We start from the raw sequence: 16,133 nt of genomic DNA, 5'->3' as shown, positions 1-16,133 counted from the left end.
ATGAACGACCTGGATAAATTGCGGATCATGCTGCCGCACTGGATAGAGCATAACAAGGGCCATGGGGAAGAATTCTTTCGCTGGGCCGATACCCTGGCCGGGGCTGGTGAAGAAGAGATCGCTGAGCTTCTGCGGGAGGCGGTGAAGGCTCTCCATGAGGCCCACCATGCCCTGGAACAGGCCCTGGACAAGGCGGGCGGGCCCATGGAAGGACAGGCGGGCGGGCATCACCACCATCATCACTGACCGGAGTACATGGACCAGCCAGTGGCCGGGTCGTACTGATAGTCCAGTTCCAGACGAAAGAGACGGCCCTGGTTTTTTTCCGCACAGGCCAGCTTGAATACCATTTTGTTCCCTTCGCGACGGAGGAACGTGACCTTGGGGTTGAGCAGCTGCGAGGTTCGGGACGAAGGGTAATGTTCCTGGAATATTTCCCTGAAATGTTCCTCGAGCCAACCGGTCTTTTCCTGGATATCAAGCTGCTCCCGGGTGGCCGCGATCCGCTCCTGGACGCTTGCGGCAATGGAGCCAAGAGATGGCTCCCCCGCAAAAGGGCTCTGGCTGATAGTTTCAAGGATCTTCCGGTAATGGGCCAGGGCCTGGTCCAGATCTCCGGCTTCCGTGGCCTGGGCCGCTTCCCGCTGTTCCCGGGCGATCCGAACCATGAGCAGGGTACGTTCGACCCTGGCAACGGAATCGTCCAGCTCGTCGCTGGCCTGTTTCTTTTCCCGGAGAAAGTTCAGAACCTTTTCGTATTCGCCTATGGCCAGATCCCAGTTGCCCTCTTCGTACGCCCGGCGGGCTATGCCAAGCATCTGATAGAGACGGGCATCGAGAGCGAGCCGTTCTATTTCCTGCTGCTCTTCGGGAGAGGCGATGGCTGGTTCGGCCTGGAGCAGGCTCTTGGCCCGGCCCAGGGCTGCGAGGGTCCCGGTCCACTGTTTGTCTCCAAAACTCTTTCTGGCCCGGGTCAGGGCCAGCTTGAAGGAGGCTCTGGCCAGCCCCTGCCGGACAGGCTCAAGTGGCGGTGGGGAGTCCAGCCCGCCGGCCAGTTCCAGCACCTGCTGATACTTCTCTACCGCGTGTTCCCATTCTCCTGCGGCGACGTTATCTCGCGCCTCCCTGAGGGTCACCGCAAGTCGCAACTGTATCAGCTCCTGCCCGGCGTCTCTGGCCTGGTCTTTCAGCCCCTTACTGCTGGCCAGGCTCTGCGCTTTTTTCAGCGCATCCATGGCCGCGGATATTTCGCCCTTCTCCCGCAGGCCCTGAGCCTCTGCCACGAGCCTGTCATACTCCAAAAGTATTTTTGCCAGGGCGGCGTCGATATATTTTCCCTGGTAGAGGACCCGCCCCCGCAACCCTTCCTTGTAATCCCTGGTACTGCGCAGCCGGGTCAGCTTTTCTTCCAGGGCAGCCTTGTCCGAACGCAGCACCAGGATGGCCCCCAGGGTTTTCTCCAACTCCCTGGCGATTTTTTCTGCCTTTGTATACTCTCCAGCCTTGGCAAGCTTACGGACCTGCTGCCAGCAGGTCCTTGCCTCTTCAAGGTTCGATTTGTCCTGGAAATACAAGTACCCGGCTCCGCCGGCAAGGCAGATGACAAGTCCGAGGATCGCGATCCGTAGCCCGGCGCGACCGATACCCGAGCGACCTTTTCCAGCCTTGCGGCCTTTCGGTGGAGGAGGCGGAGTGGCGGATTCCTCAGCGGCCCGGGGTTTCGATTTCTCCTGCTCCGGGTCTACCCCTCTGGTCAGACGCAGGGATTCCTGAATCCGCTGGCGTAGCTCGTCAAGCCCTGGATAATCGGCCACGATCTCGTCAAGCCTGCCAAGCAGGTTCAGGGCTTCCTGAAGTTTTCCCTGCTGCTCCAGGGCCTTGCTCTCGTTGAACAAAGCCTGGGCCCGCTGCATTGCCTCGTCAAGGGCCTGTTCAATTTCCTCGCGTCCGGGAAATTCCGTGCCGGCGGGAAGCTGGGCCAGTTTTTCGGCCGCCCCGGCCAGTTCACCCTGTTCAAAGCGGAACCGGATCAGATCGATCAGGTCTTCGACCGTGATTTCCTCTTCTTCGGGATCCTCGTCCATCAGGCCAAGTTCGGCAAAGGAATCCTCTTCGGGCAGCAGATCGTCGGGTTCTTCCGAATCGATGATGTCGGCTATCTGCAGGGAGTCCAGGGGCAGTTCATCCCGATGGCTGGCGTACCATTTTGCTGCCTCCGGATTAAATGGCTCACGGGTGTTGTAGCAGCTGCCGGTTATCATCTCCCCGATATGGATGATCAGCTCGGCCAGGGCGGGATTCTTTTCCCAGAAATCGGCTATCCGGATGGCATCCGGATCAATGTCTGGATGGAACAGCGGGGTCAGGGGTTTGACCGTGGGGGCAAAATGGGGGTAGCCAAAGGGCAGGTCGATACGGATCAGGTGGTGCTCTCCCACCGCCACGGACCCGTCCGGAGAGGTGACATAGCCACGAACCCGGTATTCGATTTCATAATGATCCGGTGGTTCACCGCTGGTCTTGACAATGGTGATGCTGGGATACAGCTCCAGGGTCTGCTGGACCTGTTCGAAATCAGAAGATAATTGCGAGGCACCGGATGGCATTTGTCGACCTGGATTCGTTTAGGTTGCGATGATGATCAGTGGCAGGACCAGCTGACCCTTTAGACAGTATAACGTATTGTATGGTAATCAGAAAACAGAAACAAGGAGCTTTACCGCCAGGTGGGTGGAATGATAGCCACGTGGAATAGGCGCCAAGACAACAACCAATTGAGCCGGGGAGGAAATATGTGTACAATGAAAAGAACCGAGACAATTTTTTTCTGCCCGGACTTTCTATGATGACCTTTGCGGCCGCCTTTACCATTGTCGAAGAACGTAATTGCCCTATATATAGGCGGGGGGAGAACCTTGTCCTGACCGACAAGGCTGTTTCCCTGCCCATGGGGAAACCTGCCTGCATGATTTTGATCCGTGAGCTCACCGGTCTGCTTTTTGAGCTTCTGCCCTATGCGGCCGACGGTTTTGCGGCGCAGAAGGAAAGCCTTTTTACCTGTGGTGGCTGCACCGGCCTGATCAAGTACCGGCTCGTGGAGATGCCCGATACCCGGGCTGAGGATGTGGAGCAGGACGGCTCGGTCATGAGCGGATTGATCGAAGCGGTCTCACCGGCCGAGTTGCTGCAGATTTTTCATATGCACCAGAAAACCGGCAAACTGCTGCTGGAAACCCCTGGCGGGGCTGCCAGAGTAACCTTTCGGGAAGGGGCTCTCATCGCGGCCCGTTTTGGCGAGTTGGACAATCAGGAGGCTATTTACGCCTTGCTCCAGGAGCGTGAGGGCAGTTTTCGCTTCATTCCAGGATTGCCGTCCTCGTTGATGCAGGCCCGGGAGATCGGGGATTTCATGATGATTCTCATGGAAGGATTGAAGCGACTGGACGAGAAGAGTCAGGATGGCTGAGGCCGGGGCAGGGACAGGGTCAGTCGTTGCAGACACAGGTGGCCAGCTCGTCCACCTCCACCCGGTTGCGGCCGCTCTTTTTGGCCCGGTACAGGGCCTGGTCGCTGCGTTCGATGAGTTCGGTCCGGGTGATATTGCCATTAACCACCTCGGTACTGGCGATGCCGCAGCTGATGGTCACCGGGATTTTCTGGTCATTGTAGGTGATATGCATCTGTTCGATACCCCGGCGGATTCGCTGGGCCAGTATTCTGGCACTGTTGATTCCTGTTTCCGGCAGGATAATGGTGAACTCCTCCCCGCCATAACGGGACACGATGTCGCACCGGCGCACCAGTGATACCAGCATCTCGGCCACCATCTTGAGGACATGGTCTCCGGCCGGATGACCGAAGTGGTCATTGACCTTCTTGAAATGATCGATGTCGGCCAGGATCATGGAGAGCGGGTGGTTGTAGCGGCTGGACCGTTCCAGTTCCGCTTCGAGAATTTCCTGAAAATATCGGTGGTTGTACAGTCCGGTCAACCCGTCCCTGAAGGCGAGTTTGCGCAGGCTGTCATTGGCAAGCTTCAGCTCCATGGCCAGTTGCTCCGCGTTCTGCTTGGCCTGCTTGAGTTCAAGGACCAGCTGGGCATAGGAGAGGTTGAGTCGTCCGAGTTCCTCGTTGGCCTCCTGCATGATCAGGGAAAAGGGTTTCATGTTGCCTGGATCAATGGAAAACATCTCCATGACCTCCTGGGCCTTTTCTCCTACCTTGTCGATCAGCGCAGCGCTCTGTTCATCGGAAAACTGGTATGCCTCGGCCAGCAGCTCGTGTACCTCCATGGATTTGCGGTTGCTGTGCAGGCCATGGTAGATGGCGGCAACCTTGTCCGAGAGGTAGAGGACCAGGGCGCAGTCCCCGTACTTGTCTTCCCTGATATCCGAGTGATGGAAGCGGATCGGTCGCCAGATCGATTCGGGCAGTTTCCAGGTCGAGAGCAGGTGGCTGCCCACCTCGGTGTGGTCAAAGCCGAACTGGCGCCGTTCCGCCTCGCAGGTGGTCAGGCCGCTGACCCGTTTTTCATCCTGCATGGCGGCGTAGGTCACCGGGTCGGACAGGTAGAGAATGAGAACACCAATATCCTGGAGCAGGGCGGAGATGAACAGGTCCCGGTCCTGGTAGCCTATCTCTTCAGCCAGGGTCTCCGCCGCCACGGCCGCGGTGATGGCCCGGCGCCAGAACAGGTTCAGATCAAAGCCTCCCACGGTGGCGCGCTGCATGTCCTGGACAATGATAAAGGAGAGAGCGATATTTTTCAGGGTATTGAAGCCGACCAGGGCTGTGGCCTGGCTCAGGGATTTGACCGGGCTCGGGAAGCCGTACAGAGCGGAGTTGGCAATTTTGAGAATACGGGCTGTGAGGGCGGGATCGGCCGAGATGATCTGGGCCAGCTCTTCAAAGGAATTTTCATCCTTGCGTACAGCCTCCAGGATTTTCAGGGCAATGGCCGGAGGAGAGGGCAGCTTGATCTTCTGCGCAAAAAAATCCTGCAGGGTTGTCATGGCATAGAGGGAGGATGGTAAAAGATTGCTGTTCAGGGAAGCGGCAGGCGCAGGCGTTATTTCTTAAATCTCGTTACCCTGGTCTGTCAGACTCCTTTTCAATAACAATTACAAAACAACCTGTTGCAGGATAGCAGGTTCTGCTGCCCCTGTAAATGGTGATTCTGCCAAAACTACTCAGCTGCAGATCAAACGGGCATTCATTCTGGATTTGCGGTCCTGCTACGACGTGGTCCTTTCAGTCATTATAGCGTCTGATCTGACAAAGACCATGATTTTTGCAGATAATTTTTTCCCCATCCATGAAGCTTATGATCCTGCAGCCGCAGAGTCAGGATCGGCCTGCAGGGGAGGCAGGCTGAGGATATCCATGAACCGGTCCACATGATAGCTTGCCTCCAGGTCGGGATTCTTGAAGGCGATCAGCTCCATGCCCACACTTTGGCAGTGATCCCGGTCCACGGTTGAGTCACCGATATAGATCGCCTCGTCCACCCGGACGCCAAACCGGTCGAGGATCATGTGCAAACCGTCCGGAGCCGGCTTGGGACGACCGGCAGTCAGGGCCGTGACCACCATGTCGAACCAGGGCCTGAGTCTGAAGATATCGAGAATCAGATCCATGGTGGTGGTCCGGTTGGTGGAGATGGCGGTGTGGTAGCGTGGTTTGATGATCTGGAGAAAATCCATCAGGTCCGGTTCCATGATCATGTACTGCAAAAAGGGATCATAGCTCAGCTGTGCCCGATAGCGGTCAACCTCCTTCATGTCAACCTGGGGATGGTTGCGGAAGATATGGACGACCGATTCAAACACGTTGTGGATATGGACATAATCCACCTCCTCCTCGCTCATGGGCGGGCAGCCGAAATGGGCCAGCAGGTGGTTGTAATAGTGGCGGTTGGCCTCCCGGGATTCAAAGAGAACCCCGTCACAGTCAAAGATAATCAGTTTCAGCATGGACTGGTCGCCTCGGTATGGTATTGTTTTTGCGGATCACGGAGAGGGTGCGGAGGGCCGTGATGCAACGAGATGGATTATTTGCCGGGATCGGTTTCATTGCCATAGATTTCCCGGTTCAGTTCATCGAAGAATATCTCCATGAATTCGTGCCGGCGGCGGGCAAGACGGCGGCCCGGCTCAGTAAGCATCTGGTCGCGCACCCGGGACATTTTGACCTGGAACTCCCGGTAGGCCGTGTCTTCGGTGGTATAGGACTCTGTTTCTTCAGGAGCCAGCTCGGGATTGTGCAGTCTGGCGCCAATCTGGCCGGCAAAGAGAAAGGCGCGACCGATGCCGATGGCACCGATGGAATCGAGCTTGTCGGCGTCAAAAAGAATGGCGGCTTCCAGCGAAGCGGGTTTTTCGCGGCCCCGGTAGCGATGGGCTCGGATGCAGTGAACGATTTCTTTGATATCGGCCTCGGGAAAATCCAGTCCCTGGAGGACCGGGACCGCCATGTCGGCGCCGATTTCCGCATGACAGATGATTCCCCGGCTCTCTGATTCCCTGCGCCGGCCGATGTCATGCAGCAGGGCAGCGGCCCCGAGAATATCCAGCCGGGCCGAGAGTTCCCGCCCAAGGTTCATGGCCATGCGATAGACCCGTTCGCTGTGGTCCGGGCCGTGGGGGCCGCCTTCTTCCATGCAGTAGCCGGCACTTATTTCCCGAAGGATTTTCAGCCGGTCGGCATCAAGGATCGAGCTCATCTATTCGCCGAAAAATTCCTGTTTGAGCCAGCGGATACCTAAAAGCAGCAACTGTTCGTCGTCACCGGCCAGGCCCTGGAGTTCACCAGGAGACAGGGGCCTTTTCATGGCGATCCGTCCGTCGGCCAGTTCCTGGCGGAACATGTCCAGATTGTAGAGGGCAAGGATAAAGAGATCGAGCTGGGCCCTGTCCGGCCGGAATCCCAGCTGGACCTGCTCGTGCTGCAGCAGGCCGGCCACCTCGTCGTTATAGAGGTTGTAGAGCTCGAGGCCCTGGTCTTTGAAATACTCCGACGGGGTCTGCTCCGTGTCTTCGGCAAAGCCCTGGCAATGGCCTTCGCGCACCAGGACAAACTGCTCCCGGATGGTGCCGTCCTGTCCGCGGGAGACCCCGCGTCCCACCGGATAGGCCCGGCAGGCCCCGGGCCGGTCGGGATAGACCGAGCAGCCCTCTCTGGTGACAAAGACACAGCTGGCCCGCCCATCATCCACCATGGTCAGGTAGCACAGGGGAAAGACCATGCCCTCTTCCCACTCGATGAGGACAAACTGTTCGAGAAAGCGGCCCGAATGCAGGTTGCGGTTGTTTTTCAGCCGCAGCACGTCATAGGGGGTCAGGGCCAGGTCGAGCTGCCGACAGCATTCGGTGAAACAGGGAACCCCGGGATGGCAGGCAAAGCGGAAACGCTCTGCCTGCGCAATGGATTGAAAGGGACTGGTATCTGCCACGGCTCAGTGTTCGCGTGATTTTATGGTCAGCAGCGGGCTGGCGATGAAAATCGAGGAATAGGTTCCGACGATGACACCGGTGAGCAGGGCAAAGGCGAAGTCATGGATCGCCGAGCCGCCGAAGAAAAAGAGCGAGGCCAGAACCAGGACCGTGGTCAGGGAGGTGACGATGGTCCGGCCAAGGACCTCGTTGATGCTGCGGTTGATGATGGTTCCGAAATCCGTGCCCTGGAGTTTGGCCATGTTCTCCCGGATCCGGTCAAAGACAACCACCGAGTCGTTCAAGGAGTATCCGGCCAGGGTCAGGAGCGCGGTGACCAGCAGCAGCGTTATCTCCTTGTCCATCAGCCAGCAGATGCCGAGCACCACCAGGACATCGTGGAAAGTGGCTGCCGCCGCTGCCAGGCCGAAGCTGAAGTCGAAGCGGATGGCCAGGTAGAGGAGCACGCCGACAAGCGATATGGCAATGGCCTCGATGGCCTTGTTGCGGAGCACCGTTGAGATGGAGGAACCAATTTCGGACTGGCTCTCGAGAACAAAGGTCTTGTCCCCTTCCTCGGTGGTCAGAATCTGGGTGATCTGGTCACCGAGATGGCCCACCGTGTCCTCGGATTTCTTGATCTTGATGATGAGCCGGTTCTCGCCGGTGACCTGCTGCAGGTCGATATTGGTGAAACCGTGTTTCTTGAACGCGGCGCGGACTTCGTCAAGCTGAAACGGTTTTTCCGCCTTGTACTGGAGCAGGGAGCCACCGGCAAAGTCTACCCCGAGGTTGGCCTGGCCGCGGAGGATCTCGACAAAGGAAAAGAGGCCCATGATGACCAGAATCGCCGAGAGCACAAAGGCGATTTTCTTGACCCGCATGAAGTCGAAATCAGGCTTCTTGATAAAACGCATGAAGCTCAGCTTCTTCAGCCTGCGGGTGGCATAGAGCACATCGTAGATCAACCGGGTACAGAAAAGGACCGCGAAGAGGTTGAAGATGATACCCAGCGACAGGGTGACGGCGAAGCCCTTGATGGGGCCGGTGCCAAACAAAAATAGGGCCAGAGCGGTGATCAGGGTGGTGACCTGGGAGTCGACAATACTCCAGAAAGCCTTGTTGAAGCCACCGTCGATGCCCGACTTTACCGATTTGCCCAGTTCCCATTCCTCGCGCATCCGTTCGAAAATAAGGACGTTGGCATCGACCGCCATGCCGATGGACAGAATGATACCTGCAATACCCGGCAGGGTCAGAGTGGCCCCGAGCATGGCCAGGCCGACAAAGAGAAAGAGGATGTTGAGGGTCAGGGCGAAGTCGGCGATCACGCCGGAGAGCCGGTAATAGATCACCATGAATGTCAGGACCATGAGGGCGCCAAACAGGCCCGACATCAGTCCCTTGTTGATGGAGTCATGGCCGAGGCTGGCGCCGACGGTGAGGTTCTGGATGATTTCTACCGGGGCCGGCAGGGCACCGACCCTGAGAACAATGGCCAGGTCGGTGGCCTCCTCATGGGTGAAGTCGCCTGAGATCTGGGCGCTGCCGCCGAGGATCTTTTCCCGGATAACCGGCGCTGAACGGACCACGCCGTCCAGGACAATGGCCAACCGTTTACCGACATTTTTTTCCGTGATGTTGGCAAAGATTTTACCCCCGCGGCCGGTGAGATCCAGGCTGACATAGGGTTCGTTGAACGAACCGCCGATGCGGACCTGGGCGTTCTTGACCATTTCACCGGTCATCAGGACCTGGCTTTTCAGGAGAATCGGAACCTTCCTTTCCCGACCGGTCTGCGGGTCAACGATTCGCTGAAAATAGACCTCGGTATCCGGAGGAATCCGGCCCTGGAGGGCCAGGTTAAGTTTTTTGCGGCTTTCCCCCTCTTTCCACAGTCCGGCCTGTTTCACCTCATCGATGAGGCGGGGGAGGTCGACCCCGGCGTCATCGGCCACCAGTTTGAATTCAAGCTGGGCCGTCTGGCCGATGAGGCCCATGGCCCGCTTGGGATCTTTTACGCCGGGCAGCTGGACCACGATTTCGTTTTCCCCCTGGCGGATGATCACCGGCTCGGCGACACCGAACTGGTCGATCCGGTTGCGGATGATCTCCAGGGACTGGGCCACGGCGTTTTTGCGGATGAACTCCACTTCATCCTTTTTCAACTGCAGGGTGATGCGGGGAAAGGAGCCCTCTTCGGCCGCCACCTGGACATCGAGGTTGGGAAAATCCTCCTCGATGATCTTGCGGACCGTATCCACGGCGCCGGTGTTGGGCAGGGTGAAGACGACCTTGTGTGGATCTCCGGAATCCATCCGTACGGCGGTGATGCCCTTTTCCGCCAGTCCTTCCTTGAGATCCGATGCCGCCAGGTCAAGGGAGTTTTCCAGGGCTTTCTCCAGGTCCACCCGCAGGACCAGGTGCATGCCGCCCTGCAGGTCAAGGCCGAGCTTGAGACCGGTGGGCGCCAGGTACTTTTTCCACCAGTCCGGGGTGCTGGGATAGAAGGAAGGCACCAGGACTATGATGGAAAAAAGGATCAGCGAAACGAGCAGGCCGATTTTGAGTTTCAAGGTCGTGTTCATGGGGTTGTCCGTATGCTACAAGTCTAGGTTTGCAGGGGCCACTTGGTGTTGTTTTTTCTGGGAGGGCCCCCGGTCCCGCAGCGGTTGCGGTAATATGTTGTGGAAAAAACATCCGATTATACGTCGGCAACCGGTTTCCTGCAATGGCAGGTCGGTATTTTTTCATGATTTATTTTTTGTCGGCAAATCCTGCCCCCGGGACCGGGTGAGCGCAGCGTACCTTTGCCATGAAATAACGTGCTCCTGTTCGTGCTCATTGAGGGTGAACATGGACGAAAACTACCAGGCTGTATTGGTGGCAGGGGGGCTAGACGGAGAATGTTGCGGCGCTCGAATGCTGCTCTTGGCTGTGGTCCCGCAGAGCCATGGGCGAAGCTCCGGTCGTTCAGCGTGTACGTTCACTGGCCTGTGGGCTTACTCCTGTCAGGGTTCCTCCGGGGCAGGGGTGTTATTTTCTTTGCGATGATTGATGGCAGCGGCCATGCAGGCGGCACCGAAGCCATTATCGATATTGACCACCGCCAGGCCAGGGGCGCAGCTGTTGAGCATGCCGAGCAGGGCGGAGAACCCTCCGGCTCCGGTGCCGTAGCCTATGGAACTGGGCACGCCGATGACCGGCGCGCTCACCATGCCGGCCACCACCGTGGGCAGGGCGCCCTCCATGCCGGCCACCACGATGATCACCGAGGCCGAGGCGAGTCGTTGCGTGTGAGCGAGGATGCGATGGAGTCCGGCGACACCGGTGTCAAAGAGGGTGTGGACCCGGTGGCCGAAATATTCCAGCGATATCCTGGCCTCTTCGGCCACCGGGAGATCCGAGGTGCCGGCGGTGACGATCACCACCTCGCCCCTGGTCCTGGCCCGGGGAATATGCTCTTTGTTGCCGGTCAGCATCCGGGCCGGAGCGTGGTAGTTGAGCTGCGGCAACCGGGCCTGGACGGCCGCTGCCTTGTCCGGGCTTACCCGGGTGGCGAGAACCACCTGCTCCCGGGCAAGCATGGCGCCGAGGATCTCGACCAGCTGGTCCACGGTTTTGTCCTGGCCAAAGACCGCTTCGGGGATACCGGTGCGCAGGCTGCGATGGGTGTCTATCCGGGCTGAGGGCAGGGTCTCTACCGGCAGGTGGCGCAGCCGGTCAAGGGCGGATTCAGGGTCCCTGGTGCCAGCGGCCACTTCCCGGAGAATGGTGCGGATGATATTTTCATGCATGACGAAAATGTACCATGACCGGTGGTCCAGGTAAACCATTTACGCTGCCCGCCCGATCTGGTAAGATGCCGGTCCTGAGCCAGGCCTGTTGCCTGGTCGACAACCATTCCCTTGAACCCGAGCCAATCATCAGTCATGAGCAAGCAAACCCTGCCCCCGTTTATCCAGGCTCTGCAGCAGTCCGAAATCTATGACCATGAGGTCGATGGTATCGAGCTGATTCAGACCCATATCTCCTTTGTTGTGCTGGCCGGCGACTTTGTCTATAAGTTCAAAAAACCGGTGGACTTTGGTTTTCTTGATTTTTCCTCCCTGGACAAGAGGAGGTACTGCTGCGAGCAGGAGCTGGTCCTCAATCGCCGTCTCTGTCCCGATATCTATCTGGGCCTGGTCACCGTGACCTGGGAAAGGGATACTTTTGCTCTGGATGGTCCCGGCGAGGTGGTGGAGTACGGGGTGAAAATGAAACGGATGCCCGAGGAGCGGATGATGGGCAATCTCATCCGGACCGGCGAGCTGAATGAAAGGGAGATGGACCGGATCGTCGAGGTCCTGGTCCCTTTTTACGACAAGGCCGAACGCAGCGAGGTTATCGACACCTTTGGCCGTACCGATGCGGTGGCGGTGAACGTCCTGGAGAATTTCGATCAGACCGAAGGCTTCATCGGCGGCGGGGCCCTGACCAGGGAGCAGTTCGAGACCATCTCGACCTATGCCCGTTCCATTCTGGGCCGGGAGGAACTCTTTCAGGCCCGGATCGATGCGGGCCGGATCCGCGACTGCCATGGCGATCTTTATTCCGCCAATATCTGCCTGGCCGACAAGGTTTACATTTACGACTGTATCGAATTCAACCAGCGGTTTCGTTACTGCGATGTGGCCAGTGACGTGGCCTTCCTGGCCATGGACCTGGACTTTCACTCCCTGGAGGGCCTTTCGGATTATTTCATTTCCCGCTTCCAGGAGGCATCCGGTGATAAGGGGGTCACGGACATGCTGCGCTTCTATAAATGTTACCGCGCGTACGTGCGGGGCAAGATAGGGCTGTTCACGGCCAGCGATCCGGCAGTTGACGAAGAGGTAAAAAAGGCCAGCCTGGCCGCGGCCGCAGCCTATTTTGAGCTCGCCACCCGCTACGCCTCCTGACGGGATTCCGGTCATGGGGCAGCGGCAGAAAATATACGTCTTCTTCGGGTTGATCGCCTCGGGGAAGTCCACCCTGGCCAGGGCCTGGGCCGCGCAGCACGGTTTTTTGTACCTGAACACCGATCGGGTCCGCAAGGAACTTGCCGGCCTGCAACCCACCGAGCGGCGGCCCGATGGCCTGGGGCAGGGAATCTACACCCCGGAATTTACCCGCAGGACCTATGACGCCATGCTGGCCCGGGCCGATGAGGCCCTTGGGACCGGCGCTGGCGGCGTGGTCCTTGACGGCTCCTATTCGAGCCGGGCGGAGCGGGACCGGGTTCGGGAGCTGGCCCGGCGCCACGGGGCCGAGGTTTTGTTTGTCCTGTGTTACTGCAGTGATGAAGAGGTGGCGCGCCGACTGGCTCTTAGGGCCCGGGATCCTGAGGCCGTGTCCGACGGCCGCTGGGAAATCTACCTGAAGCAGAAGGAATTTTTTTCCATGCCCGGGGAACTGGTGTCCGGCGAGCTTCTCCGGCTGGATACAGAGGCGGATATCTCCACCCTGCTCACCCGCCTGGAGCAGACTATCCGGGAGGAGGATTGACAGGAACGCAGCAAAGAAGCATATTCACCTGACATCTGACACCTGAAAACAAAGGGATTTTTTTCATGTACACACGAATCTATTTTCTACGCTACCCCAAGGAAACATCGGATCAGCCCATCATCTATCAACTGGTGAAACGCTATGATGTGGAGTTCAATATTCTCAAGGCTGACATCCGGCCCCAGCGGGACGGGATCATGATCCTGGAGCTCAAGGGCAATAAGGAGAATGTCCGCGATGCTCTGGCCTATCTGAAGAGTCTTGGCGTGCAGGCCGAACGGCTGGCCGGCAAGATCCGTCGTGATGATGAGAGGTGTTTTCAGTGTGGAGCCTGCACCGGCATTTGTCCTGTGGGAGCGCTCTACATCCAACGGCCGGAGATGGCGGTGCTCTTTGATCCGGAAAAATGCACCGGCTGTGGGCAGTGTGTGACCGGCTGCCCGGTCAGGGCCATGGAAGTCTCTTTTGATCAGCTGTCCGAGGAAGGGGTGCGGGCCTGAGATTCTGCCGGCCTGTAGCCTGCCCCAGGCCGGCGATTTTCACTCCTGTCTCCCTGTCCTCGCCCGGACAAGCCATCGGCAGGACCGGGATTACTCTGTTTAGTGAGCTCGACCGATTATCCTAATTTTTCAAGACACCCTTATTGTCCTTGTTTTCTTTCTTATCCGTATCTTCCCCGTAGAGCAGCCAGTCGGGCATGTTGAAGTCGGGCAGCCATTTGGCGATGCCCATTTTGGGCGGATTGCCCTCTTCCAGGCGCTGGAGCAGTTTCCTGGCCTTGGGGGCGATGGCCGAATCCGGATAGGTGGCCAGCAGGTATTTCAGCCGGTGGATGGCCTGGTCATATTTCTTGGTCCGGACATAGAAGGTGGCGACAAAATATTCATGGTTGACCAGAAACTCCCTGGCGGCCTTGATCCGGGCCCTTGCCTCTCTGGAGTAGGGTGAGTCGGGATAGGCCCGCAGCAGCCGGGAAAACGACTGGATGGCGTCCTGGGCCCCGGAGATATCCCGGTCGATCCGGTCGGTGCGCTTGAAATCACACATGCCGATCTGGAACAGAACATAGGGGATGGCCTCGTTGGTGGGATGCCGTTCCTCGAATTCCTTGTAGAGCAGCTTGGCCTCTTCATATTCACCCATGTAGTAGTGGCAGTCCGCAGCCTTCAGCTCGGCCAGCAGGGCCTGGGAACTGAAAGGGTAGCGGTCCATGATCTGCTCAAAGGTCTTGAGGGCTGAACTGTAGCGGCCGCGGTTGAACTCGTCCATGCCCTGGATGGCCAGGCTTTCCGGCGTTATCTGCTCCTCTTCACCGGTATCGAAAAAGTTGAACATATCGCTGAGGTTGTTGTCCGCGCAGCCGGCCAGCAGGGTGGTGGACAGAATAATGAGAAGGCAGAGGAGGACTTTGGCGGATCGGATGGGACGTGGGGCAGTTGATGTCATTGATTGGTTCCAGTGGCTAACAGAGTCTGCAATAATGGTTAGAAGGGAAACGTTTCATCTAAGTGAGCCCAGGTACTGCTCGGCGGAAAGCTCGGCTGTGGCCCCGTCTCCTGCTGCATTGATGATCTGACGGAAGTTCTTGCTGCGTATATCGCCGGCGGCGAAGACTCCCGGGAGATTGGTCAGCATCTCGGTATCGGTGAGGACAAAGCCCTGTTTATCCAGGTGCAGCTGATCCTGGGGCAGCATTTCGTTGTTGGGCACCACCCCGATGAGGATGAAGATGCCGCTGACCTCGAGAAACGAGGTGGATCCGTCCGCATGGGCGAGACGGAGACGCTCGACCCCGCTGTCACCGCCCTCAATGGCTTCCACCGTGGTGTTCCAGATAAAGTCGATCTTATCGTTGGCAAAGGCCTTTTCCTGGAGAATCTTGGTGGCCCGCAGTGTGTCGCGGCGATGGATGACTGTTACCCGGGAGGCGAATTTGGTCAGATGGATGGCCTCCTGGATCGCCGTGTTGCCGCCGCCCACCACGGCAATCTGCTGGTTGCGATAAAAGGGTCCGTCGCAGGTGGCGCAGTAGGACACCCCGCGACCGGCAAATTCCTTTTCTCCCGGAACGCCCAGCTTGTTGGGCCGGGCGCCGGTGCAGAGAATGACAGCCAGAGTCGTCAGGGTCGAACCGTCGTCGAGGTGGAGGGTCTTCACCGTGTCCTGCAGATCCATGGACTGGACGGTACCCAGTTTCTTTTCCACCCCGAACCGGTCGGCATGGGCGGTCATCTTCTCGATGAGGTCAAAGCCACTGAGTCCTTCGACAAAGCCGGGGTAGTTGTCTACCCAGTCTGTCAGCAGTACCTGGCCGCCCACAGCGCCTTTCTCCAGCAGCAGTGCCTCCAGTCGCCCACGGGCAGCGTAGAGCCCGGCGGTCAGTCCGGCGGGACCGCCACCGACAATGATGAGCTTGTAATCGGTCTGTAGCATGGGAAATAATCCGGAACTAAGTCGTTAGTGGAAAATCAACCCGGAGCGCAGCGGCCGGGGTGTGTTTCCGGGGGTGTTGTGACTGGGCAGCGGTGAAAAATGCTTCAGTCATGCCGGTCCTGGTGAAGAAAGGGGCTGGCTCTGCCGGCGGAAGACAGGATCGGCCTTGGCCGGTCCGCCTTGCTGTCCCGCGGAGATTGTCAGCCGCATCTGCATCTGGCCGGCTCACGACCCGTTCCACCAGGTTGCCATGTTGCGGGCTGCCGGCCAGGGAGACGGTCGTGGAGGGTAGATCAGCTGGCTTTACTCAGCAGGTCGATGAGCTGGGCCTTGCCAACAGCACCGGTTATCTGATCCACCACTTCGCCACCTTTGAACAGAATCAGGGTGGGGATGGCCCGGATGCCATATTTTCCCGGCGTGGCCGGATTGTCGTCTACGTTCATCTTGGCGATCTGCACCTGGCCTGCATATTCCACGGCGAGTTCGTCTATAACCGGGCCGATGGCTTTGCACGGACCGCACCACGGGGCCCAAAAGTCCACCAGGGTGGGCAGTTCATTCTGCAGCACCTTGCTGTCAAATTCACCATCAGAAACATGCACTACCTTGTCGCTTGCCATTATCGATTCTCCTTCTTGGTTTTATGACAACCTGTGAATACCGAGGAAAGGTTTGTCTTTTCAGTTGGTTAATGACTTGATTGCTATAAATTATCAATATAGTGCAGCATTCTAC

At 58.1% G+C, this 16,133-nt stretch carries 15 protein-coding genes; 5 read left to right on the top strand and 10 right to left on the bottom strand.

Going from position 1 to position 16,133, the window contains the following annotated elements; all coding sequences use genetic code 11:
• On the top strand, positions 1-246 hold the full coding sequence (locus tag GF1_RS12810; protein WP_267926943.1) for a DUF8180 domain-containing protein: 246 nt from the start codon (positions 1-3) through the stop codon (positions 244-246).
• Here the strand turns inward: GF1_RS12810 and GF1_RS12805 are convergent.
• Entirely contained in the window at positions 240-2,606 is a 2,367-nt protein-coding gene (locus GF1_RS12805) for a ubiquitin-conjugating enzyme E2 (protein WP_267926942.1), read from the bottom strand. The two genes, GF1_RS12810 and GF1_RS12805, sit on opposite strands and share 7 nt — an antisense overlap.
• A gap of 236 nt (positions 2,607-2,842) precedes the next feature.
• Between GF1_RS12805 and GF1_RS12800 the strand changes: the two genes are divergently transcribed.
• Complete coding sequence (locus GF1_RS12800) at positions 2,843-3,466, top strand: DUF4388 domain-containing protein (RefSeq protein WP_267926941.1); 624 nt, start codon at positions 2,843-2,845, stop codon at positions 3,464-3,466.
• 19 nt (positions 3,467-3,485) lie between these two features.
• On the opposite strand, the gene GF1_RS12795 is transcribed toward GF1_RS12800, so the two are convergent.
• From GF1_RS12795 to larB, 6 genes are all read right to left on the bottom strand, one after another.
• Positions 3,486-5,012, bottom strand: coding sequence for a sensor domain-containing diguanylate cyclase (locus tag GF1_RS12795; protein ID WP_267926940.1), 1,527 nt, complete (start codon positions 5,010-5,012; stop codon positions 3,486-3,488).
• 309 nt (positions 5,013-5,321) lie between these two features.
• Entirely contained in the window at positions 5,322-5,972 is a 651-nt protein-coding gene (locus tag GF1_RS12790; protein WP_267926939.1) for an HAD family hydrolase, read from the bottom strand.
• Positions 5,973-6,049: 77 nt separating this feature from the next.
• On the bottom strand, positions 6,050-6,721 hold the full coding sequence (locus GF1_RS12785; protein WP_267926938.1) for an HD domain-containing protein: 672 nt from the start codon (positions 6,719-6,721) through the stop codon (positions 6,050-6,052).
• Positions 6,722-7,450: a YkgJ family cysteine cluster protein gene (locus tag GF1_RS12780; protein ID WP_267926937.1), complete on the bottom strand. Its 729-nt coding sequence runs from the start codon at positions 7,448-7,450 to the stop codon at positions 6,722-6,724. It lies immediately after the preceding gene.
• A 3-nt stretch (positions 7,451-7,453) separates the two neighbouring features.
• Entirely contained in the window at positions 7,454-10,018 is a 2,565-nt protein-coding gene (secD, locus tag GF1_RS12775; RefSeq protein WP_267926936.1) for a protein translocase subunit SecD, read from the bottom strand.
• A gap of 423 nt (positions 10,019-10,441) precedes the next feature.
• Positions 10,442-11,227: a nickel pincer cofactor biosynthesis protein LarB gene (gene larB / locus GF1_RS12770; protein ID WP_267926935.1), complete on the bottom strand. Its 786-nt coding sequence runs from the start codon at positions 11,225-11,227 to the stop codon at positions 10,442-10,444.
• Between the two features lie 135 nt (positions 11,228-11,362).
• Here larB and GF1_RS12765 point away from each other — a divergent pair, with 135 nt between their 5' ends.
• The 3 genes from GF1_RS12765 (at position 11,363) to GF1_RS12755 (ending at position 13,462) form a co-directional block, all read left to right on the top strand.
• Positions 11,363-12,373 (top strand): hypothetical protein, encoded by a 1,011-nt coding sequence (locus GF1_RS12765; RefSeq protein ID WP_267926934.1) that lies wholly within the window; start codon positions 11,363-11,365, stop codon positions 12,371-12,373.
• Positions 12,345-12,959, top strand: a complete 615-nt coding sequence (locus GF1_RS12760; protein WP_267926933.1) for a P-loop nucleotide/nucleoside kinase family protein — start codon at positions 12,345-12,347, stop codon at positions 12,957-12,959. The genes GF1_RS12765 and GF1_RS12760 overlap by 29 nt, the downstream gene beginning before the upstream one ends.
• Positions 12,960-13,024: 65 nt before the next feature.
• Positions 13,025-13,462: an NIL domain-containing protein gene (locus GF1_RS12755; protein WP_267926932.1), complete on the top strand. Its 438-nt coding sequence runs from the start codon at positions 13,025-13,027 to the stop codon at positions 13,460-13,462.
• Between the two features lie 121 nt (positions 13,463-13,583).
• On the opposite strand, the gene GF1_RS12750 is transcribed toward GF1_RS12755, so the two are convergent.
• The 3 genes from GF1_RS12750 to trxA all read right to left on the bottom strand — a co-directional run bounded on the left by GF1_RS12750 (position 13,584) and on the right by trxA (position 16,018).
• The gene (locus GF1_RS12750; protein ID WP_267926931.1) at positions 13,584-14,408 is read right to left on the bottom strand and encodes an outer membrane protein assembly factor BamD; all 825 of its coding nucleotides are present in this window, start codon (positions 14,406-14,408) and stop codon (positions 13,584-13,586) included.
• 54 nt (positions 14,409-14,462) lie between these two features.
• Positions 14,463-15,395, bottom strand: a complete 933-nt coding sequence (trxB, locus tag GF1_RS12745) for a thioredoxin-disulfide reductase (RefSeq protein WP_267926930.1) — start codon at positions 15,393-15,395, stop codon at positions 14,463-14,465.
• 293 nt (positions 15,396-15,688) lie between these two features.
• The gene (gene trxA / locus GF1_RS12740) at positions 15,689-16,018 is read right to left on the bottom strand and encodes a thioredoxin (protein WP_267926929.1); all 330 of its coding nucleotides are present in this window, start codon (positions 16,016-16,018) and stop codon (positions 15,689-15,691) included.
• Positions 16,019-16,133 lie beyond the last annotated feature (115 nt).

It is taken from the genome of Desulfolithobacter dissulfuricans, from assembly GCF_025998535.1.
In the GTDB taxonomy this organism is placed as follows: domain Bacteria; phylum Desulfobacterota; class Desulfobulbia; order Desulfobulbales; family Desulfobulbaceae; genus Desulfolithobacter; species Desulfolithobacter dissulfuricans.
This window is presented reverse-complemented; position numbering and strand designations above follow the sequence as displayed.